This is a genomic window from Rhodococcus sp. P4_B6, from assembly GCF_056402215.1.
Window position 1 is genome coordinate 1 of sequence record NZ_JBFUHV010000157.1, and the last position, 20828, is coordinate 20828.

Below are 20828 nucleotides of genomic sequence, written 5' to 3' on the forward strand. Positions count from 1 at the left end.
GACCTGGCCCGCACGGTTTCTCCGAATTGCCATATCATGCCTTGAATCCATCGCCTGGATCTGTGCGGAGGTCCGAGATACGCAACGTGCAGCAGTGCTTCTGGGAGCCGCAGAAGAACTGGGGCGGTCGGTCGGCGGCGCCGTCCAGTTTCCCGACCTGATGACCTACCACGACGAATGCGAGAGAGCCGCTCGCTCGGCACTGGGATCGAGGGCATTCGAATCTGCTCGCCGCCAGGGGCGCCTCATGGATTTCGACGCGGCCGCAGCATTCGCGCTCGGCGAACAAGCTCCCTCCGCCGCCGAACCCGTCAGTCCCACAGTGAGTCTGACCAAGCGAGAACGTCAGGTCGCAGACCTGGTTGCAGAGGGCATGACGAACAGGGCGATCGCGGCGAAATTGGTGCTTTCGGATCGAACTGTCCAAGGACACGTGGAGCACATCCTCGCGAAGTTGGGTTTCCACTCCAGGACCCAGGTCGCGGCTTGGATTGTGGAGCAAGCCCACAGCGATCCTCATACCGGTCGTCGATCGTAGCGCTCGGACGAGAGCTAGGATTGGGCCCATGTTCGGATTGCTCGCGCGATTGTCCGAGATCGACTCACGAGCCGAAGCGGCCGTTCGAGTCATCGCTGCGTTCGACGCTCTGGTCGAAGGCCGGGTTTCGGCATCGACCCTGACCAGAGCGACTGCAGCCCTCGCCGAATGCACTGCCGGGATGCATCTTCTCGATGGGACTGCATTGCGCGTCGCTCACAGCGGGACCGTCGATTCTTCGGATCGAGATGTTCCACGCAGTCGTATCGACGTGGGCAATGGCCGGGCAGTCTGGCTCGAACGCGAAGGTGATGCGGAGGCCCTGGACGACCTCATACTCGAGCGCTTTGCTCTGGCAACTCGGGTGCTGGTCACTCCGCCCCGCGTGATTTCAGCCGCAAATCTTGCTGATCCAGCACTGACCGAACTGCTGATTTCGGAGTCCGCCGGAACCGAGGAACGGGCGCGCGCAATTCAACTTCTCGGCCTCCTACCGAACCTCCCGATACGCATCGTTGCCGTCTCTACATCTGACGACCGGGACCCAGGAACGGAAGCAGTAGCGCTTGTAGCGAGAACCCGCTTTCCGGTGCAGTCCCTGCGTGTGGCCACGGTTGGGCGGACCGCCGGATTGATCCTGCAGCCACGTCAGAACGCGGACCTCGTCGTCCCAGACCTCCACAGCAGCGTCCGAGATCGCCTTCAAGAGCGAGATCCTGGGTCAGGGCGGAGCTTGGACCTGCGGGTGGGCATTGGCAACCAGGTCCTGCCGCAGGATGCTCGTACCTCGTGGTTGCAAGCACTCTTGGCGTTGAGATTTACGGTTCATGGCGAGAACTCGGCGGTCGTCGACCATGCATCACTCGGGTCCCTCACATTGCTTGCCGATGTTCCGATAGGTCAGATCGCGGCAAACGTGGACGTGGTCGCACTCCAGGCCATTTCGGAGACAGAGAGTGGGAAACTCGACTTACGTGCTTTGGACGCTCTCTGCCGCACCGGATCACTCCGACTGGCCGCGAACTCCCTGCATATGCACCACAGTTCAATTGCGGCTCGGGTTACACGAGCGGAGGAGCGACTGGGGTGGGACCTTGGCACTCCGGACGGAATACTGCGAGCCCGAATCGCATTGCAGTCCCTCCATTTTCTGAATAGTGGCGAATCGTAGTAGCGGACCGGCGCCGCCGAGAGTCCGAACCGACAGTCGTCTGATACATCGCGGCAAGGAACAGACGATCGGCGGTAGCGTCGACGGAGATGAAATCCGATAGTGGGAGGACATCGCAAATTCTGAGGAGACACGATGACTCTCGATAACGCCATCCGTACAAGTACCCCTCCGCCGCTCGACCCGGAACTGGCAGCCGGGCTGGCACGAATCCCACTCATGTCCTCCACGCTCCACCCGCACGAGATCCTCGGTGCTCGAGAACGCCGCCTGAATCAGCTGCCCGATCGTGATGTCCAACTCGAGCACTTGCGTCGGGATGGCAGCATCGAGGTCACCGAACGAGAAGTTCCTGGCCCCCTCGGCGGACCCGACATCACCGTGTTGATCATGGCGCCGACGAACCCGCGGACCGTCCCTTCCCCGGCGATCTACTACATCCACGGTGGGGGGATGGTCATGGGAAACAGGTTCACTGGGGTAGAAGGCCTGGCTGATTTGGTGGACGAACTCGGTGTGGTGGCGGTTTCAGTTGAATACCGGCTCGCCCCGGAATACCCCCACCCCGCGCCCGTGGAAGACTGCTACGCGGGTTTGGTATGGATAACCGAGAACGCGGAAGACCTGGGAATCGACTCCGCGCGAATCATCGTCATGGGCGCTAGCGCAGGAGGTGGACTGGCCGCGGCAATCGCCTTGTTTGCCCGCGACCACAACGGCCCGACAATCTCCCACTTGGTGCTGGGGTGCCCCATGCTCGACGATCGGGGAATTACGCCGTCGAGTCAGGAACTCGACGGTATCGGAGTGTTCGACCGTACCTCGAACAGGACAGGCTGGGGTGCTCTCCTCGGAGATGCGGCAGGTGGACCCGACGTGTCCTACTATGCTGCGCCGGCGCGCGCCACCGACCTCTCCGGACTACCTCCGACATTCCTCGATGTCGGCCAGGTCGAAACCTTCCGCGATGAGGTCATCGACTTCGCGGCCCGCCTGTCCCGGTCCGGTGTCCTCGCTGAACTGCACGTGTGGCCCGGTGCGTTTCACGGATTCGAAGTAGTCGTCACGTCAGACATTTCCAAGACCGCGGGACAAACCCGCAGAGCCTATATCGCGCGCGCATTGAGCTGACTCGAGTATTCCAGCGCGCGCGCCGAGCTTCGCTGGCGTATCGAGCACGACTATCGCAAGCTGAAACCGGCGCTATACCAGGTGTTCAGCGCGGCCTGAGGCCGTCGAGTAGCAGATGAACGGTGAAGTGCACTCTCTGATCGACTTCGTCGCGGGTGGGTGTTTGGCCGCTCACGATCGAGCGCACGGAGCCGCCGACCGCCATGTTCATGAACGCGATGGCGGCGAGTTCGGTTGTGGTGGGTGCGATGTCGCCTGCGGCGATGGCCCGGTCGAGCAGGCCGGCGACGAAGTCGAGCACCGGTTTGGAGCGCTGTTCGTAGTTGGCGGCGAATATGCTGGGGAATCGGTAGCTTTCGGTGTTGATGATCCGCTGCAGGCGCAGACCGTCGGGCGTCATCACCTGGCCGACGTGTAGCCGGGCGATCGCTTCCAGTGTTTGGGTGAGATCACCGCGATCGAAGTCCTCGAGGACGTGCAGGGGCACGATCTGCCTGTTGATTGCCCGCTGCACCGCGGTGAGAAACAGGGACGCCTTGTCGGGGTGGTGGGCGTACACCGTGCGCTTGGTCATGCCAACGTGGGTGGCGATCATCTCGATCGTCGTTATCTCGAAGCCGTGCTCGAGGAACAGCTCGAGTGCGGTATCGAGCAGTTCGTCCTGGCGTGCCTCGGCCTGCTCGCGGGTGGGGCGTCCGGCGCCGCGGCGCGGGAGCGGCGTCGCTCTCGTCACGTCGGCCTCGCTGAGATTCGCTCTTGCATAACACCCTTGCCTTCGTCATGATGAGGTTGCCGAACTAATGATACGCATTAGTTGCTATTTGTGGCAACGTCTACCGAAGGGACGCCCCGTGAACTCACCCACGGAGCAATCCGCACTGCACAGCAAGACCGTGGGTGTCGTCACCGGCGCGGGTTACGGACTGGGAGCCGCCTGCGCGCGGCAGCTCGTCGATCATGTGGAGACACTGCTGCTCACCGACCGGGACCCGCACGCCGCCGCGGCCGTGGCCCGCGAACTCGTGAATGATGCGGGTGTGGACGCCGAACCGTTCAGCCTCGACGTCACCGACCGCAAGGGTCTCGCGCGCCTGGTCGCGCGAATCGGGGACATGGGCACGCTGCGGGCAGTCGCGCACGCCGATGCCTGCTCGCCCACCTCGGCCGACTGGCAGGAGATTCTCACCGTGGACCTCGTCGCCCCTGCGCGGCTCGCGGATGCGCTCCGGCCGTTGGCCGACAACGGCACCGCCATGGTGGTGTTGGCGGGTATGTCCCCGATGCTGGGCCCGGATACTCCCGACGCGGCTGCGCAAGCTGTCCTCGACGACCCGCTGGCCCAACAGTTCCCACACAGGTTGCGCGAGGCGCTCGGACCGGGGATCGAGGATCCGGCCGCGGCCCGCACCTGGGCCAAGCTCGGCTTGGAACGCTTCGTCCGGCGGGAGTCGGTGCGGCTCGGGTCCTTGGGCGCGCGCATCTGTTCGGTGTCCACGGGCAACATCGACAGCTCGCCGGTGCGGTCCGAGACTGCCGAACACTCGCGCATCGATCGGATCGTGCAGCGCAGGGGGCATGACGCGGAGATCRCCGCCGTGGTGGCATTCGCGCTCTCGGAACAGGCGAGCTTCCTCAACGGCATCGACCTGCTGGTCGACGGTGGGGCCAGTGCCGCCGCCCGCGCGGCCGGCAATTTCGTGACGCTGCGGGCTGCCGAGACGGCGGTGCCTGCGAATCGTGCGACAGCGGCCTGTACAACCTGTGCCGCGAGTCAGGTATCGGCATTCTCGGCATGACGGTGCCGGGCGGCCCGTCGGAGTACTTCATGGCGCCGCCGTCGACGCCATCCATGAAAGCGAAAGAGTGAGGAGTGTTGAGTGGTGGAGACAGTTGCGGCCTTCATCGATGGACGTCGGGTGCTCACGTCGGGTACTTACGACAACATCGATCCGTCGACCGGTGTGTCGCTGGGGGCCGTGGTCAGGTGTGGACCTGATGAAGTGGATCGGGCGGTGTGTGCGGCCCGCGCCGCGCAACGGTCGTGGCGGGAGACGTCGCCGGAAACCCGTGCCGGGTTGTTGACCCGGCTGGCGGATCTGATCGAACGTGACGCAGCAGGGTTGGCGTTGTTGGAAAGTGAGGATTCGGGTAAACCCCTGGGGCAAGCGCGAACCGATGCAATGGTGTGTGCTCGCTACTTCCGCTTCTATGGTCACGCGATCGATTCCTACTACGGGATCACCATCCCGTTGGGTCCTGATGTGCATGCCTACACTCGCCGCGAGCCGTACGGTGTGACGGGTCATATCGTTGCCTGGAACTATCCGATGCAGCTATTCGCGCGTGCGGTGGCTCCGGCGATTGCTACCGGCAACTGCTGTGTGGTGAAGCCCGCAGATGAAACGCCGCGTACCGCGGTCGCCGTCGCCGAGTTGGCGATCGAGGCGGGAATCCCGGCGGGGGTGTTGAATGTTGTGCCAGGCCTCGGGGTCGAGGCGGGTGCAGCGTTGACCGCCCACGACGGGGTCGACCATATCGGATTCGTCGGTTCCACCCAGATCGGGTCGGTGATCGCGCACGCGGCCGCAGATCGGGTGGTGCCGGTCGTCCTCGAGCTCGGTGGCAAGTCGGCTCAGATCGTTTTCCCCGACGCCGATCTGGACAGTGCGGCCACCTTCGTGGCGAAGGCGGTTCTGCAGAACGCTGGGCAGACGTGTTCGGCCGGTTCGCGTCTGCTGGTGCATTCTTCGGTTCATGACAAGGTTTTGGAGTCGGTGGCGAAGCTGTTCGCCGTGGTGAGTATCGGCCCCGGTTCGGCCGACCCGGACCTCGGACCATTGGTGTCGTTCAAACAGCAGGCCAGGGTCCAGGCATTCCTGAGCGATCTGAGCACGGGAGAGGTGGTCGCCGGCGGTTCGATTCCCGATGAACCGGGTCTTGCGGGTGGCGCCTATTTCGCTCCGACGCTGGTCGATGGTGTCGATCCGCGGTCCGATATCGCTCAGCAAGAGGTATTCGGGCCGGTGTTGGTATGTAATACCTTCGATACCGAGGAGGAGGCGCTCGCGTTGGCGAACGGGACGCAATACGCCTTGCTCGGTTCGGTCTGGACGAGGGATCTTTCGCGCGCGCATCGGTTGGCTGCTGGTATTCAGGCCGGGCAGGTTTATGTCAACACGTACGGGGCGGCTGGTGGGGTGGAGTTGCCCTTCGGTGGTTTCAAGAAGTCCGGATACGGCCGTGGGAAGGGGTACGAGGCGTTGGACGCGTTTACCGAGACCAAGACCGTGATCGTCAAACTCTGACATCTACCCGACCCCGGACCTGTTCCTCGACTGATCGAAGGATCCACAACATGCACACTGATCGCACACACCGCGAGACCTACGAGGCGGGCCTGCAAGTCCGCCGCGAGGTGGTCGGCGCGGAATACGTCACCCGAGCCCTCGCCGACGCCAGCGAATTCTCCTCTTCTATGCAGGACCTCGTCACCGAATACTGCTGGGGTGCCATCTGGACTCGTCCGGGCCTCGACCGCCGCACCCGATCTCTGATCAACCTGGCGATGCTCACTGCGCTCAACCGGCCCAAGGAGTTCGCTACCCACGTGCGCGGCGCCGTGACCAATGGGGCGACGCACGACGAGATCCGTGAGGTGCTCCTCCAGACCGCCGTCTACGTCGGTGTTCCCGCCGCCATCGAATCCTTCCGTATTGCCGACGAAATTCTCTCGGAGCGCACTGATGCCTGAAACAAGCAACGGACACATCGCCTTCCTCGGCCTGGGCAACATGGGTGCGCACATGTCACGCCGACTGGTCGAATCCGGTATCCAGGTAGTGGGATTCGACCTGCAGGACGCCGCCCGCCGATCACTTGCCGAGACGGGGGGAACCGTGGCCCCAACTCCAGCGCAGGCCGTGGCCGGAGCAGACATCGTCATCCTGATGCTGCCGAATTCCACTGTGGTGGAGGCTGTACTCGACGACGTCGACGTGCTCGACGCGCTACGCTCCGGCACCGTCATCATCGATATGGGGTCGTCCGAGCCCACCTCGACCCGCCGGCTTGCTCTCGAACTGGCTGAACGAGGCGTCACGTTGATCGACGCACCGGTATCCGGCGGCATCGGCGGCGCTGCGGCCGGCACCCTGACCATCATGGCCGCCGGGGACGAAACCGCTGTGGCGCAGATAAGTTCGATGCTGGCGCCGCTGGGTACTTGGCTCCGAGTGGGCGATACCGGTGCGGGGCACGCTCTCAAGGCAATCAACAACCTACTCGCAGCGGTTCAACTGCTGGCTACGGCCGAAGGCTTCGCCATCGGCCGCCGCTTCGGCCTCGACCCGGAGGTAATTGTCTCGACGATCAACGCGGCGAGTGGGCGCAGTGCAGCGAGTGAAACCAAGTTCCCGAACTTCGTCCTCCCCGAGACCTACAACTCCGGTTTCGCACTGCGCCTCATGCTCAAAGACATGCGCATTGCCACGGGCCTGGCAGCAGAGCTCGGGATTGGCGCCGCACTCGGCGACCGGGCGGTACAGGTTTGGTCGCAGGCTGACACCGACCTGGGGCCCAGTGCGGATCAGATGGAGATCGCCCGCTGGGCTCTGGCCGGAACCGAAGCCAAGGATGCGTGATGTCCCCATCGGTCGAGATCGCCGAGGATCTACCCTCCAGCGGCAACGTGGGGTTCCCCGCGCGGTGTCGGCCGGGAAGGCCGCGCGCTGCGCTGGGCGAGTAGCGAAGACATTCATTCACTCGACGGAGAGGAGGCCCTGGTGGCCCACGAAGGAAGAAATGCGGTCGTTACAGGCGGTGGCCGCGGAATCGGGCGCGCCATAGCGACAGTGCTCGCGGCCCGGGGCGCGGCGGTCGCGGTGTGGGATCTGAATGCCGCCGACGCCGACGAGACGGTTGCGGGGATTCGCGAGGCGGGCGGAAAGGCGGTCGCCATCACCGGTGACGCGGCGGACTCCGAGGCTGTCGCGGCCGCAGCGGCCCGGACCCGCGCGGAGCTCGGCCCGGTCACGATCCTGGTGAACAATGCCGGGGTCACCAAGTATTCGCCGTTCCTGGACCTCACCGAGGAGAACTGGGACCGGATAATCGGGGTGAACCTCAAGGGACCTTTCCTGGTCACGCAGGCACTCGTTGCCGACATGCTCGACGCCGGCTGGGGCCGGATCATCAATATCTCCTCGTCGTCCGCGCAGACCGGTGCCCCGGCGGTGGCCCACTACGCGGCGTCGAAGGGCGGCGTCATCGGTTTCACCAAGGCGCTGGCAGTCGAGTTCGTGGAGAAGGGGATCACGGTCAACAACGTCCCGCCCGGCACCGTGGACACGCCACTGCTGCGGGAAAGCCACGATCCGGATCAGCTCGCGGCCAGGCTTCCGATGAAACGCGTCGGCTGCGCGGAGGACATTGCGTACGCCGTCGCATACTTGGCATCGGATGAGGCCGGGTACGTGACCGGGCAGACGCTCAGCGTCAATGGCGGACGGTATCTCGTCTGAGTCGGGTTGCCGACGTTTCGAGCCGGGCAAGCCGAGCTGGACGATCCCGGCGAGGACATCCTGTCCGATCTGGGAGGATGGCCCCGCCGGTCAGCGACTCGGTGACGAGCCGGAGGCTTCGGGTCGCCTGCCGGTACCCTGAACGGCTATTTCTGTCCTGACTCGGCGGTATCCGCGATCCGGAAGCCGAGTTCGGCCAGCAGTCTTTCGCTCTCGTTCCAGAGGCGCGTGGCGGCGGAATCGTCCTGTGCGGCCGCTGCGGGTGTCGCCTCGGCCTTGCGGTGGAAGTAGCGCCCGCCGTCGCGGCCCGGCGCAGCGGCGGTGGCCAGCCAGACCAGCGTTTCAGCCGGTTCGTCCGGCGAGACCGTGTCGGCGGTGGCCATGTGTGCCTGCAGTGCATCGGTCCCGTGGGAGGCGAAGTTGCTGGCCACCACGCCGGGATGCATGGCCTGGGCGACGATCCCGGCTGTGGTTCCACGCCGCGCGAGCTCGCGGGTRAAGAGGATATTCGCGAGCTTCGCCCGGCCGTAGGCGACGATGGGATCGAACTCGTTCAGGCTCTGTAGATCGTCCCAATCGAATTCCTGGATCATGCGGTGCGCGTTCGACGACACGGCGATCACGCGGACCGAGCGGCCAGGCCGAGCTGCCGCGTCTTCCCCGGGGAGCGGAATCAGTCTCCGCGTCAGTAGAAATGGGGCGAGGTGATTGACGGCAAACGTCGCCTCGGTGCCCTCGTCGGTGACGATCCGCTGATCGCTCACACCGCCGGCGTTGTTGACGAGGACGTCGAGGCGAGGGGTGAGTGACGCAATTTCGCCCGCGACTCGCTCGACTTCCGACATCAGGGTGAAATCGCCGCGCAGCATGGTGAACGCGCCGCCATTGCGGGCGGCGACAGCAATACGCGCGGTGGCGGCGGCACTGCGTTGCCGGTCGCGGCCGACGCCGATCACCTGCCAGCCGAGTTCCACGAGTTGGCGGGCGGTCGATTCGCCGATGCCCGAGCTGGCTCCGGTGACGACCGCGACCGGTCTGTTCCTGTCGATATGCAAGGCATTCTCCCTAGGTGTTCAGCGCGGCCCGGGGCCGTCGAGTGATAGATGAACGGTGAAGTGGACCCTCTGGTCCACGTCGTCGCGTGTGGGTATCGAGCAATTCCCCCGGCATGCTTCGGCGTGGTGACGGGTGGGTCGTCCGGCGCCGCGGCGCAAGAGTGGCGCCGCTCTCGTCACGTCGGTCTCGCTGAAATTCGCTCTTGCATAACACCCTTGCCTTCGTCATGATGAGGTTACCGAATTAATGATACGCATGAGTTGCTATTTCTGGCAACGATAACCGAAGGGAAGCCCCGTGAACTCACCCCCGGAGCAATTGACTCGGCTGGTGGACGCCGAGGACCGTTTCCGCTACTCCCACTCCGAACTCCGCGAGGCGCAGGTCGAGGCGTTGAACGAGAAGTTCCAGGAGCGCAGGGACCGCATCAAGCTGCTTGGTCATCGAGCACGCGAAGCCGGCATCACCGAGATCCGCGACCGCGCCGACATGGTGCCGTTGCTGTTCCCGCACACCGCCTACAAGAGCTACCCCGAAAGCTTCCTGACCGAGCAACGCTGGGATCGGCTCGGCATGTGGCTCGGCACCGTCTCCCCCTATCCGATCAGCCCCATCGAGACCTCGGATATTGCAGACATCGACGAGTGGATCGCGCGTCTGCAGGCCAAGGGGCACTTCCTTTCCTGTTCCAGCGGCACGACCGGCAAGTCGGCGATGCTGCTCGCCTCGGACAAGGACATGGACTGGTCGCGTAAGGACACGGTCAACGTCTTCGCCTGGGGTTCGGGCGTCGCGCCGGCGCAAGACCGGCGCAGGATCGGTGTCGCGCCCATCGCTGCAGTGCCGAAGAACATCATCATCGGCGACGCGCAGGCGGCGGCGTTCGGCGATCCCGACAAACCCGCGTTCCGCCTGCCGATTCCGCCGATCACCGTGGGCTCGCTGACCACGATGGTCGTACTTCGCAGGAGGATCGCCGACGGCACAGCGCGGCCCGAGGAGCTAGCAGAATTCGAGCGGACCTCGGCCGAGCGGCAGGAAGCCCTCGACAAGGCGATGATCGTGGCCGCCGAGCAACTCATCGAGTACCGCACCGACAAGCTGTTCGTCTCGGGCATGTGGAATGCGCTCTACCAGGTCGCCAAGATCGTTCGTGAGCGTGGGTTCTCGGCAAAAGACTTCCATCCGGACAACTGCATATACGTCGGCGGCGGACTCAAGCGCGCGCAACTGCCGCCGGATTACCGGGAATTCGTCCACGAGACCTTCAATATCCCGGACAACCGCAACTTCCAGAACTACTCCATGCAGGAGCTCAACTCGGGTATGCCCAAATGCCGAGCGGGCGACCGTTATCACGTTCCTCCGTGGATCGTGCCCTTCATCCTCGACGAGAAGGGCGAGACATTGCTGCCGCACGAGGCCGGTGAGATCGAAGGTCGCGCGGCGTTTTTCGACCTCTCCCTCGACGGACGCTGGGGCGGCGTCATCACAGGCGACAAGATTTCACTCGATTTCGATCCCTGTGCCTGCGGCTGCGCGGGACCGTCGATCCGCAACAACGTTGTTCGCTATTCGGATGTCAAAGACGACGACAAAATCGGCTGCGCCGGAACCGTCGACGCATACGTGAGGGGCCTATCATGACCATGACCGAACCTGTTGTCGCCGCGCCGTTCTTCCTGCGCGGCGAGTTGGTGGAAGACCAGTCGGTTACCCACCGCTCGCGTGACCTGGGAGTCGTCTTCGCGACGCCGGCGATCGACCTGGACCGTGCGGTGCATCCACGGACCGAGGTGCCGCCACTGCTCAACGTCCCGCTGTCGGAGATCATCGATTTCCTGGTCGAGACCGGCGAGCGGATCCGCGATCCGAAAAACCCTTTCGTGCAGGAATGCATCGACCGGATGGCCGCCACCCACGTACTGCCGCGTGCGGTGCTGAGAGCGCAGGTCTACGGCGCGACGACGTATCTCGACAAACGGCTTCTGCATACCGTGGTCGAGCAGAACTTCCCCGACCCGAAGGCCCTGGACGAATGGGTGCCCAAGCAGGATTTCAAGGGCCGCAAGAGCTTCGTTCGCGCCTTCGCGCCGCGGCTGATTCATGTGCTGCCGGGTAATTCCCCCGGGGTGGCGGTGAAGTCCATCGCGCAGGGTGCACTGGTGAAGGCCGTCAATCTGTTCAAGATGGCGTCGAGTGATCCCTTCACCACTGTCGCGATCCTGCGGACCATGGCCGGTATCGATCCGGACCATCCCATCGTGCGGTCGATGTCGGCCGTCTATTGGCGCGGCGGCGACGATGCGGTGGAGCAGGTGCTGTATCGGCCCCAGTACTTCGACAAGATTGTCGCGTGGGGTGGCGGCGACGCGATCGACAACGTCGTCAAGTATCTCGGTCCGGGTTTCCAGTTGGTGTCGTTCGACCCCAAGACGTCGATCTCGATGGTCGGTAGGGAGGCGTTCGCCTCCGGCGCGGCGCTGGAGGCGGCCGCCGAGCTGGCGGCCACCGATGTCATGGTTCTGAATCAGGAGGCCTGCGTCGCGAGTCGTTTCATCTTTGTCGAGGCGAATCGCGAAGACGCCGATCGCTTCTGTGAACGCGTGCATACGCGCATCGTCGAGAAGGCGGCCGCCTCGGGTGACTCGCGGCCGCTGGACCTGGACCTGCGTGAGCAGGTCGACATGCTGGCGATGATGGGCGACGAGTTCCGCGTCTGGGGGAGGACCGACGGGAAGGGTCTGGTGATCCGGTCGGATGAACCCGTGGACTTCCATCCGATCAACAAGACCGCCAACGTGGTTCGCGTCGACTCGCTCGACGACGTGGTGAAATACGTCAATGTCGCGACGCAGACCGTCGGCTGCTACCCGTTCGAACGGATGCCGGACTATCGCGACCGACTGGCGAGCGCCGGCGCGCAGCGCATCGTCCGGCTTGGGGAGGCGGGGCCCAGCACGATCGGCAACCCTCACGATGCCATGTATCCGCTGCATCGCTTCGTGCACTGGATGGCGCACGAGGATGGGGTGCAGGCCGGTTAGCGATCGTGCTGCAAGCTGTGCAAGGGCGGCGCAACCTCGGTGACTCCGAGGTCGCGCCGTCCAGGAAATCACGCGCAACGCGCGTAGCGGCAGCGGGTTCGGCGCACGAGTAATTCGGTCAGGCGACTGAATGGCCGACCTTTCCGATCACGTCACGCAGCACCCGGGTGACCGTCTGCACCGCGGGCGACGGATTCGCGTCCTGCCAGGCCATCGCGATCGGGAGGGTCGGGGCCTCGCCCGCGATGGGAAGGTACTGGACCCCGGCCATCGTCAGGTGTGCCGTCGAATCGACCACGACGGCCACCCCGACGCCGGCGCCGACCATCGCGAGCAGGCTGTACGGGTCGGGCGCCTCGTGCGCGACGACAGGGGCGAATCCTGCCGCTGCGCACAGCGCGAGCGTGGCGTCGCGGACCACGGAACCGTGTTCGGCGGGATAGATCACGAACCGTTCGCTCGCCAGTTCCTGCGGCACGACGGCACCCGCCTCGACAAGGCGGTGGCCGGCCGGGACCGCGACCATCAGTGCCTCCTCGAGCACAGTGTGCGTCGCGAAACCCCGCGGGACCGGCAGTCCGACGATGCCCATGTCGAGGGTTCCGCGGGCGAGGGCGTCGAGCACCTCGCCGGAGTACATCTGCGGGCGAAGGTCGAGTTCGATGCCGGGGTAGGCGTCGGCGAGGGAGCGGGCGAGGACCGACAGCACCGTGTAGCCGCCCGCGCCGCCGAACCCGACGGTCACGCGGCCGGTCTCCCCGGCGGCCGCCGCCTGCGCGATGCCGCGCACGATCCCGATCTGCGCCTCGATGGTCCGGGCCGGACCCACCAGCGCCTCGCCCGCGGCCGTGAGGCGCACGGAGCGGGTGGTGCGAACGAACAGGTCGGTGCCCAGTTCCCGTTCGAGGGCCCGCACGGTCTGGCTGAGCGGGGACTGCGCGACATGGAGACGCTCGGCGGCACGCCCGAAATGCAGTTCTTCGGCCACCGCGAGGAAGGCGTGCAGGTGACGGAGTTCCATGGCGCTCCTCGGGGACTATGTGTGTGGATCACCTAAACAAGCTGAATTAAGTCTTGGACTCTACACGGAATCCCGGCCATAGTGATGCACACCACCTCATATCGGTGTGACGCCCCGAGCACGAAAGTCAGGGAGAACCGTGAATCCGAATCCCGGCCGCGACGCGGCACCACCCGAATACAGCACCCGGCAGGCCCGCAAGGCGGGTGTCACCGCCTTCGTCGGCACCACCATCGAGTGGTTCGATTTCTACATCTACGGCACCGCCTCCGCGCTGGTGCTGGGCCGGTTGTTCTTCCCCGACGCCTCGCCCGCGGTGGGCACTCTCGCCGCCTTCGCGACGTTCGCGATCGGGTTCGTGGCCCGCCCACTCGGCGGGATCGTGTTCGGTCACTTCGGCGACAAGTTCGGACGCAAGAACGCCGTCATCATCACGCTGATCCTGATGGGGATCGGAACGGTCGGGGTCGGCTGCCTCCCCACCTACTCGCAGATCGGGATCTGGGCGCCGGTACTCCTCGTCGCGCTCCGCGTGGTCCAGGGCGTCGCCATGGGCGGAGAGTGGGGTGGCGCCGTCCTCATCGCCACCGAATTCGCGCCACCGAACAAGAAGGTGCTGTACGGCGCGTTCGCACAGCAGGGATCGCCCGTCGGCAATCTGCTCGCCACCCTGGCGTTCCTCGCGCTGACGTTGTTGTCGGACAGCGTGTTCGAATCCTGGGGCTGGCGTCTGCCGTTCCTCGCATCCGCCGCCCTCGTCGTCGTCGCGCTGTACATCCGGCTGCGTATCTCGGAGACGCCGGAGATGAAGAAGGCCGTCGTCGCGCAGGAGCGCACCCGGATGCCGCTCGTGGAGGTGCTGCGCTCGCACCCCATGGAACTCGTCCTCGGCGTCGGTGCGGTGGTCGCGGGCGTCGCCATCACCTACGTCAAGACGACATTCGCACTCGCCTGGGCCACCGCCGACCTCGGATTCGACCGTGGGGACTTCCTCCTCGTGATCACGATCGCGCTCGTCGCGCAGGTACTCGTGCAGCCGTTCGGCGCCGTGCTGGCCACGAAGATCGATCCGTCGCGGGCGGTGCGCTGGATGCTGCTGCCCGAACTGATCCTGCTGCCCCTGATGTTCATCCTCGTCCAGACCGGGTCGGTGCCACTCGCGATGCTCGGCATGGTGCTGGCCACCGCGCCGCACGCGATGTACTACGCCGCCCTTGCCGGCATCCTCGCCCAGGTCTTCCCGACCAACGTCCGGTACACCGGAATCTCGCTGTCGTATCAGCTGTCCACGGCGATCTTCGCCGGAACCGCCCCGATGCTCTGCCAGTTCCTGCTCACCCGTACCGACTCGATCTGGCCGGTGGTCGCCCTCGGACTCGGCTACGTCGTGCTCTCGCTCGTCTGCATGACGCTGCTGCTCCGCCGCGGCAAAGCTCGCTCGGGCGGAGCCGACACCGAGCCCCGTCCCGAACACACCTCGACCCGGAAAGATGTTGCCCACTCATGAATTTCGCTCACATCGATCCCGCCTTGCGCGCCGTCGTCGACCGGTGGACCACACCGTCGGACCGCGACACGCTGAACGCCCTGCTCGACCGGCTGGGCGCGGACGCCGCCGGCCGACTCGACGCCCTCGCTGCCACCGCGGACAAGAATCCGCCGGTGCTGCAGCAGTTCGACCGGGACGGCGAACGCATCGACCGGATCTCGTATCACCCGGCTTACCAGGAACTGTGCCGCGCCGCCTACAGCGAATACGGACTGTCCGCACTGTCGCACCGCGGCGGCCTGCACGGCTGGGACGCCGTCCCGCCGCACCTGGTGAAGTACCTCGCGTCGTACGTCTTCGTGCAGGCCGAGTTCGGGCTGGCGTGCCCCGTGTCGATGACGGACGCCGCCGCCCGCACGCTCCGCATGTTCGGTGACCCCGAGGTGTTCGGGCCGTGGATCGACGCGCTGACCTCGACGGACCCCGAGGGTGCGATGACCGGCGCGATGTTCATGACCGAACCGCAGGCAGGCACGGACATCGCCCGCACGGAGACCCGGGCCGAACGCGACGGTGAGGCGTGGCGGCTGACCGGGAAGAAGTGGTTCGCGTCCAATCCCGACGCCGACGTCATCGTGACCCTCGCCCGGTTCCCCGGCGGCGACGCCGAATCCACCCGCGGCGTCGGAATGTTCATGGTCCCCAAGGTTCTCGCGAACGGCGAGCGCAACAGCTACACGATCGACCGGCTGAAGGACAAGCTCGGCACCCGCTCGATGCCCAGCGGAGAGGTGTCGCTGACCGGGGCGTACGCCCTCCAGGTGGGTGAACTCGACCGCGGGTTCCGGCAGATGGCGGAGATGGTGAACACGTCGCGGCTGTCGAACGCGATGCGGTCGAGTGCCCTGATGCGGCGGTCCGTGCGCGACGCCGTCGACCACACCCGGGAGCGGGTCGTGTTCGGCAAAACCCTGTTCGACCAGCCGCTGATGCGCGCAACCCTGCTGCCCCTCGCGCTCGACGCCGAGGCGGCGCTCGCCCTGGTGGCGTACAGCGCGCAGTGTCTGCAGGCAGCCGACGCCRGAGACGAATCCGCCCGTGGGTTGATCCGGGTCCTCACCCCGCTCGCGAAGCATTACGTGTGCAAGCGGGCCCGGGTGGTCACCGGCGAGGCGATGGAGATCCGCGGCGGCAACGGCTACATCGAGGAATGGGCACACGCGCGCCTGGTCCGGGACGCCCACCTGGGGTCGATCTGGGAGGGATCGAGCAACGTCATCGCCCTGGACGTGCTGCGGTGCATGCGCAAGCTCGGTGCGCACCGTCAGCTGGCGGACACGATGCGCGGCATCCTGGCCGGACTCGGACCGGACTGCGGCGCAGGCGCCGAGATGCTCCGCCGACGGTGGGACGGCCTCGTCGACGAGGGCGACCTGCTGGTCGCCGGGGACGAGGACACCGCGCAGGCCGGGTGCGCGCGCTACGCCAACGCACTGGCCCGCGCGACGATGGCCACCCTGCTGTTCGATCTGGCGGATTTCGCGGTCGGCACGGGCAGCGGCTACCGGTCGCTGCTCGTCGCGAACGCCTACCTCGCCGGCGAGTCCGGAGACGTTCCCGAGGCCGCCCTCCGCAACCTCGCGGCCGTCGTCGACGGCACCGACGTCGCCGCGGACGTCGCGCGGGCCGCCGCATCTCGAACCGACTCTGCGACAGGAGTTCTCCTGTGACCACCACCCACACCGGACCGGCACCCCTCGCGGGGGTGCGGGTGCTGGACCTCTCCAAGATCCTCGCCGGACCGTACGCCACCATGTCGCTCGCGGACCTCGGCGCCGACGTCACCAAGGTCGAACACCCCGACGGCGGCGACCCGACACGGTCGTGGGGGCCGCCGTTCGTCGGCGTCGACGCCACGTACTACCTCGCGATCAACCGGGGCAAGAAATCGGTGACCGTCGACCTCAAATCCGAAGAGGGACAGGATCTCATCCACCGCATCCTGGAGGACACCGACGTCGTCGTCGAGAACTTCAAACCCGGCAGCGGGTTGCAGCGGATCTTCGACTACCGGACGCTGTCCGAGCGGTACCCGCATCTGGTCGTGCTGCACATCTCCGCGTTCGGGGAGGAAGGTCCGCTGCGCGACGAACCCGGCTACGACATGATCGCGCAGGCCGCCGGTGGCCTCATGTCGCTGACCGGTGAACCGGGCGGGGCGCCGATGAAGGCCGGATTCGCGATGGGCGATCTGGGGGCGGCGCTGTTCGGACTGGTCGGCGTGCTCGCTGCCCTCGTGGAGCGGTCGCGGACCGGCCGAGGGCAGTACGTGACGACGTCGCTGTTCGAGTGCCAGCTCGCCCTGCACGTGAACTGGGCGACCAACTATTTCGCGACCGGCGAGCGTCCCGGCGCGCTGGGCTCCGGTCATCCGAATCTCGCTCCCTATCAAGCGTTCCCCGCGAGCGACGGATACTTCGTCGTCGCCGTCGGCAACGACAGCCAGTGGGCGAGCCTGTGCTCGGCCATCGCCCGCGAAGACCTGACGGCCGATCCGCGATTCGAGCGCAACCGGGACCGGGTGGCGAATCGCGGCGATCTCGAGCGGGAACTGTCGGCGGCCTTCGCGTCGGGCACCGTCGAGCACTGGTGCGACACGCTCACCGCGCACGCCGTGCCCGTGTCGCCGATCCGGCACCTCGACGAGATCTACGCCGACCCGCACACCGCTGCGCTCGGCATGATCGGAACGGTCGACCACCCGACGATCGGCAGCCTGCGGCAGATCGCGTTCCCGGTCAGCTTCGCGGGCGAACGCCCGCACCTGACGTCCGCGCCGCCGGTACTCGGCGCCGACACGGATGCGGTACTGGGTGCCCACCGGCCGAAGTCGGTGGTCGGCGGATAGACCCGGCTACCCCGGGCGAGCTGAGGCTCCCGTTCAGTGCGAATCTATTCCGAATCTTGCCAGAAGGCATCGGCGAGACGCTCGACGAGCCGCTGCATCTGTTGCAGGCCTTCGGGAATGCGGTCGGGGCCGAACCGGTACCGGGGACCGTTGAGGGACACGATCGCCACCAGGTTCCCGGACGAATCCCTGACGGGACGAGACAGGGAGATCAACTCTTCCTCGAGCTCGTTGTCGATGAGAGCGAAGCCGTTTTCTCGGATCCGATCGAGTTCGGCCAGGAGGGCCGCGCGGTCGGTGACGGTGTGCGCGGTGTATGCCTCGAGCTTTTCGGGCAGGCGGCCGAGGACCTTCTTGATCGGCCACTCGGCCAAGAGGACCTTGCCGCTGGAGCTGGCGTGGAGGGGATACTGCTTGCCGATCATGTGAGGGGACATCCGGGATGTCGTGCCCACGACGTGTGAGCCGGCCGCCTCGGCGATGAGGTCGAGCTCGTCCTTTGCATTCGGCACCGACAAGGTCACCGTTTCGTCGAACGTGTCGGCCAGCTCCTGCAGCAACGGCCGAGCGCGGGCTGCCAGACCGGCATGGGGGTCGGCGTACCGTCCGAGACGGGACATCTCCGAGCCGAGGATGTAGTTGTTGTCGATGCGATCCACAAGGCCGGTCCGCTCGAGGCTGTGGAGCAGACGAAATGCGGTGGGACGGGAGATCCCGACGGCTTTGGCGAGGGTGCTCACCGTCGCGCCGGTCCTGGGCCGGGATGCAAGCTCGCGCAGAAGACGGACAGCCTTGGTCACCGACTTGTTGGCAATCTCCGCCGGCTCGCTGGGATTCACTGCGATCACTGCGGCCGCCTTCGGCTCGTTCATTGCGCCCCCAATACTTTCGTGTGTCCCAGTTGTGGTCAGGCGGCGGTGAGTTGCCGGATTCCGCCGAGTCGGCCTTGGTGGAAGACGAGGGGTTCGCCGTGTCCGGTGTCCATGTGCAGGACGCGGGCGATGACGATGGTGTGGTCGCCGCCGTCGAGTTCGTGGGTGATTTCGCAGTCGACGTAGGCGTGGGCGCCGGTGATTCGGGGTGATCCGGTCTGGGACAGGGTCCAGTCGATGTCGGCGAATTTGTTGGGTTGTTTGCTGGAGAGGGCGCGGCAGATCGGTTCCTGGCCGGCGGCGAGGATGCTGGCGCAGAGTCGGCCGGCGGCGCGGACCTTGGGCCAGCTGGTGGAGGTGTGGGCGACGCTGAAGCTGACCAGGGGTGGGTCCAGGGACAGTGATTGGAAGGTGCCGACGACGAGGCCGCAGGGGTGTTCGGCGTCGGGGGTGATGCCGGAGAGGGCGACGACGCCGGTGGGCAGGTGTCCCATGACGGTGCGGTAGTGGGCCTGGTCGATGGTGGAGGTAAGCATGGTGGCTCCTCTTCGGGGTCGCGGCGCGGCGCGGCGCGGGTGCCGGTCTAAGACTGAGGTCATTGACGTTCAATTTATGAACGGTATGTTCAAACTAATGTTAGTATTGCGTCCTGGATCACACCCTGTCAAGCGTTTCGGGGTCACCGGTCGAGCGACTGTCTCTTCGTGCAGATGACCTGTCGTGGTGTTGTTCGACAGGGTATTCCGTGCGCGGACTGGATCCGGGCGCGGGCGGAACTGCGACGGCAAGGCGTGACGTCAGGCCGTGTTGACCGCCATTGAGGGCCATGTCACAATTTCGACCACAGTGTTCAAAATATGAACATCAATAATCCTGTGGAACCTCGGCCCGGCACACACGAGAACAGATGAACGAAGGAGAACAAGTGCACATCGCGCAGATCGAACTCTTCCAGGTGGACTTGCCGTACTCGGGCGGTGTCTATCTACTCTCGGGCGGCCGTTCGTACACCTCGTTCGATGCCTCCATCGTCCGCATCACCACCGATGACGGCCAGCAGGGTTGGGGCGAGAGCACACCGTTCGGCTCCACCTACATCGCCTCCCATGCTCTCGGCACTCGCGCCGGGATCGCGGAGATCGCACCCCACCTGCTCGGCCGGGACCCACGTCAGGTCGACCGGATCAACGACGCGATGGACGAGGCACTCGTCGGTCACAACCACGCCAAGACCGCGCTCGACGTCGCGTGCTGGGACGTCTTCGGCAAGTCCGTCGGGCTTCCGGTCGCCGAACTCCTCGGCGGTTCGACCGGTGTTCCCATGTCGATGATCTCCTCGATCTACGCCGGTGAACCGGAGGAAATGCGCCGCCGCGTCGCCGATCACCGTGCCAAGGGATACCGCGGCCACTCCATCAAGATCGGCGCACTCGACAGCGAGGGTGGGCCCGCGCTCGATGCGGAGCGGATCGCCGCCTCCCTGGCCGACAAGCAGCCCGGTGAGTTCTTCCTGGTCGACGCGAACGGTGGACTGTTGCCGGAGACCGCGCTGCGGATGCTCCGGATGCTGCCGTCCGGCCTGGACTTCGTGCTCGAGGCCCCCTGCGCCACGTGGCGGGAGACGATCTCGCTCCGCCAGCGGTGCCCGTACCCGATCATCGTCGACGAACTCGCCCAGCAGGACGAGGACATCGCGTTCGCTTCGGCGCACGACGTCGCCGACGGCATCGGACTGAAGATCTCCAAGGCCGGTGGTCTGACCCGCGGCCGTCGTCACCGCGACATCGCGCGCGCTGCGGGGATGACCGTCAGCGTGCAGGACACGGTCGGCTCGTCCATCGCGTTCGCGGCGATCGTGCAACTCGGCGCCACCGTCCCGCCGCGCACGCTGCGCTGCGTCCTCAATTGCGAGGACATGGTGACGCTGCCGACCGCGAGGTTCGACGTGCTGACCGAGGACGGCGGCATCCTGCCCCCGAACGCTCCCGGACTCGGGATCGAGGTCGACGAGACGGTGCTCGGCGACCCGGTGGCCGTGTGGAGCGACTGAGGTAACACCGAAAAGCCGCGTCGGGG

Annotated in this window: 19 protein-coding genes; 14 read left to right on the forward strand and 5 right to left on the reverse strand. The window is 65.7% G+C overall.

The features are described from left to right. The 3 genes from AC1DWT_RS40355 to AC1DWT_RS40365 all read left to right on the forward strand — a co-directional run. The coding region (locus tag AC1DWT_RS40355; RefSeq protein WP_477924903.1) for a helix-turn-helix transcriptional regulator at nucleotides 1-538 on the forward strand (538 nt) is incomplete at its 5' end. A 28-nt stretch (nucleotides 539-566) separates the two neighbouring features. Continuing rightward, complete coding sequence (locus tag AC1DWT_RS40360) at nucleotides 567-1709, forward strand: helix-turn-helix domain-containing protein (protein WP_095862006.1); 1143 nt, start codon at nucleotides 567-569, stop codon at nucleotides 1707-1709. 390 nt (nucleotides 1710-2099) lie between these two features. Beyond that, a complete protein-coding gene (locus AC1DWT_RS40365) occupies nucleotides 2100-2840 on the forward strand; it encodes an alpha/beta hydrolase (RefSeq protein WP_257015518.1) in 741 nt (246 codons plus the stop codon). 85 nt (nucleotides 2841-2925) lie between these two features. On the opposite strand, the gene AC1DWT_RS40370 is transcribed toward AC1DWT_RS40365, so the two are convergent. Beyond that, nucleotides 2926-3573 carry a TetR/AcrR family transcriptional regulator gene (locus AC1DWT_RS40370; RefSeq protein WP_095862008.1) on the reverse strand — a complete coding sequence of 216 codons (648 nt, stop codon included), beginning with the start codon at nucleotides 3571-3573 and terminating at the stop codon, nucleotides 2926-2928. Between the two features lie 118 nt (nucleotides 3574-3691). Between AC1DWT_RS40370 and AC1DWT_RS40375 the strand changes: the two genes are divergently transcribed. From AC1DWT_RS40375 to AC1DWT_RS40395, 5 genes are all read left to right on the forward strand, one after another. Further along, nucleotides 3692-4636 carry an SDR family oxidoreductase gene (locus AC1DWT_RS40375; protein WP_477924906.1) on the forward strand — a complete coding sequence of 315 codons (945 nt, stop codon included), beginning with the start codon at nucleotides 3692-3694 and terminating at the stop codon, nucleotides 4634-4636. 120 nt (nucleotides 4637-4756) lie between these two features. Beyond that, nucleotides 4757-6145 carry an aldehyde dehydrogenase family protein gene (locus AC1DWT_RS40380; protein WP_477924907.1) on the forward strand — a complete coding sequence of 463 codons (1389 nt, stop codon included), beginning with the start codon at nucleotides 4757-4759 and terminating at the stop codon, nucleotides 6143-6145. A 50-nt stretch (nucleotides 6146-6195) separates the two neighbouring features. Then, the gene (locus tag AC1DWT_RS40385) at nucleotides 6196-6591 is read left to right on the forward strand and encodes a carboxymuconolactone decarboxylase family protein (RefSeq protein ID WP_095862011.1); all 396 of its coding nucleotides are present in this window, start codon (nucleotides 6196-6198) and stop codon (nucleotides 6589-6591) included. Beyond that, a complete protein-coding gene (locus AC1DWT_RS40390) occupies nucleotides 6524-7480 on the forward strand; it encodes an NAD(P)-dependent oxidoreductase (RefSeq protein WP_477924909.1) in 957 nt (318 codons plus the stop codon). Before AC1DWT_RS40385 ends, AC1DWT_RS40390 begins: the two co-directional genes overlap by 68 nt. Nucleotides 7481-7621: 141 nt before the next feature. Beyond that, nucleotides 7622-8359 carry an SDR family NAD(P)-dependent oxidoreductase gene (locus tag AC1DWT_RS40395; RefSeq protein WP_477924911.1) on the forward strand — a complete coding sequence of 246 codons (738 nt, stop codon included), beginning with the start codon at nucleotides 7622-7624 and terminating at the stop codon, nucleotides 8357-8359. A gap of 146 nt (nucleotides 8360-8505) precedes the next feature. On the opposite strand, the gene AC1DWT_RS40400 is transcribed toward AC1DWT_RS40395, so the two are convergent. Then, entirely contained in the window at nucleotides 8506-9414 is a 909-nt protein-coding gene (locus AC1DWT_RS40400; protein WP_477924913.1) for an SDR family NAD(P)-dependent oxidoreductase, read from the reverse strand. 298 nt (nucleotides 9415-9712) lie between these two features. On the opposite strand from AC1DWT_RS40400, the gene AC1DWT_RS40405 reads away from it, so the two are divergent. Together AC1DWT_RS40405 and AC1DWT_RS40410 are read left to right on the forward strand one after the other, a co-directional pair. Next, on the forward strand, nucleotides 9713-11062 hold the full coding sequence (locus AC1DWT_RS40405) for a long-chain-fatty-acid--protein ligase (RefSeq protein WP_477924915.1): 1350 nt from the start codon (nucleotides 9713-9715) through the stop codon (nucleotides 11060-11062). Continuing rightward, nucleotides 11059-12462, forward strand: coding sequence for an acyl-CoA reductase (locus AC1DWT_RS40410; RefSeq protein ID WP_378688770.1), 1404 nt, complete (start codon nucleotides 11059-11061; stop codon nucleotides 12460-12462). The genes AC1DWT_RS40405 and AC1DWT_RS40410 overlap by 4 nt, the downstream gene beginning before the upstream one ends. A 118-nt stretch (nucleotides 12463-12580) precedes the next feature. Here AC1DWT_RS40410 and AC1DWT_RS40415 read toward each other — a convergent pair whose 3' ends face one another. After that, on the reverse strand, nucleotides 12581-13483 hold the full coding sequence (locus AC1DWT_RS40415) for a LysR family transcriptional regulator (RefSeq protein ID WP_477924917.1): 903 nt from the start codon (nucleotides 13481-13483) through the stop codon (nucleotides 12581-12583). A 139-nt stretch (nucleotides 13484-13622) separates the two neighbouring features. Between AC1DWT_RS40415 and AC1DWT_RS40420 the strand changes: the two genes are divergently transcribed. From AC1DWT_RS40420 to AC1DWT_RS40430, 3 genes are read left to right on the forward strand one after another with little or no spacing between them, the layout of a single operon-like run. Next, nucleotides 13623-14990 (forward strand): MFS transporter, encoded by a 1368-nt coding sequence (locus AC1DWT_RS40420; RefSeq protein ID WP_477924919.1) that lies wholly within the window; start codon nucleotides 13623-13625, stop codon nucleotides 14988-14990. Further along, entirely contained in the window at nucleotides 14987-16702 is a 1716-nt protein-coding gene (locus AC1DWT_RS40425) for an acyl-CoA dehydrogenase family protein (RefSeq protein ID WP_477924921.1), read from the forward strand. Before AC1DWT_RS40420 ends, AC1DWT_RS40425 begins: the two co-directional genes overlap by 4 nt. After that, nucleotides 16699-17880: a CaiB/BaiF CoA transferase family protein gene (locus tag AC1DWT_RS40430; protein WP_477924923.1), complete on the forward strand. Its 1182-nt coding sequence runs from the start codon at nucleotides 16699-16701 to the stop codon at nucleotides 17878-17880. The genes AC1DWT_RS40425 and AC1DWT_RS40430 overlap by 4 nt, the downstream gene beginning before the upstream one ends. 44 nt (nucleotides 17881-17924) lie before the next feature. Here the strand turns inward: AC1DWT_RS40430 and AC1DWT_RS40435 are convergent, their stop codons facing one another. Beyond that, a complete protein-coding gene (locus AC1DWT_RS40435; RefSeq protein WP_477924925.1) occupies nucleotides 17925-18752 on the reverse strand; it encodes an IclR family transcriptional regulator in 828 nt (275 codons plus the stop codon). Nucleotides 18753-18787: 35 nt separating this feature from the next. Further along, a complete protein-coding gene (locus AC1DWT_RS40440; protein WP_477924927.1) occupies nucleotides 18788-19288 on the reverse strand; it encodes a flavin reductase family protein in 501 nt (166 codons plus the stop codon). 389 nt (nucleotides 19289-19677) lie between these two features. On the opposite strand from AC1DWT_RS40440, the gene AC1DWT_RS40445 reads away from it, so the two are divergent. Next, nucleotides 19678-20802, forward strand: a complete 1125-nt coding sequence (locus AC1DWT_RS40445) for a mandelate racemase/muconate lactonizing enzyme family protein (protein WP_387487059.1) — start codon at nucleotides 19678-19680, stop codon at nucleotides 20800-20802. Nucleotides 20803-20828: the final 26 nt, after the last annotated feature.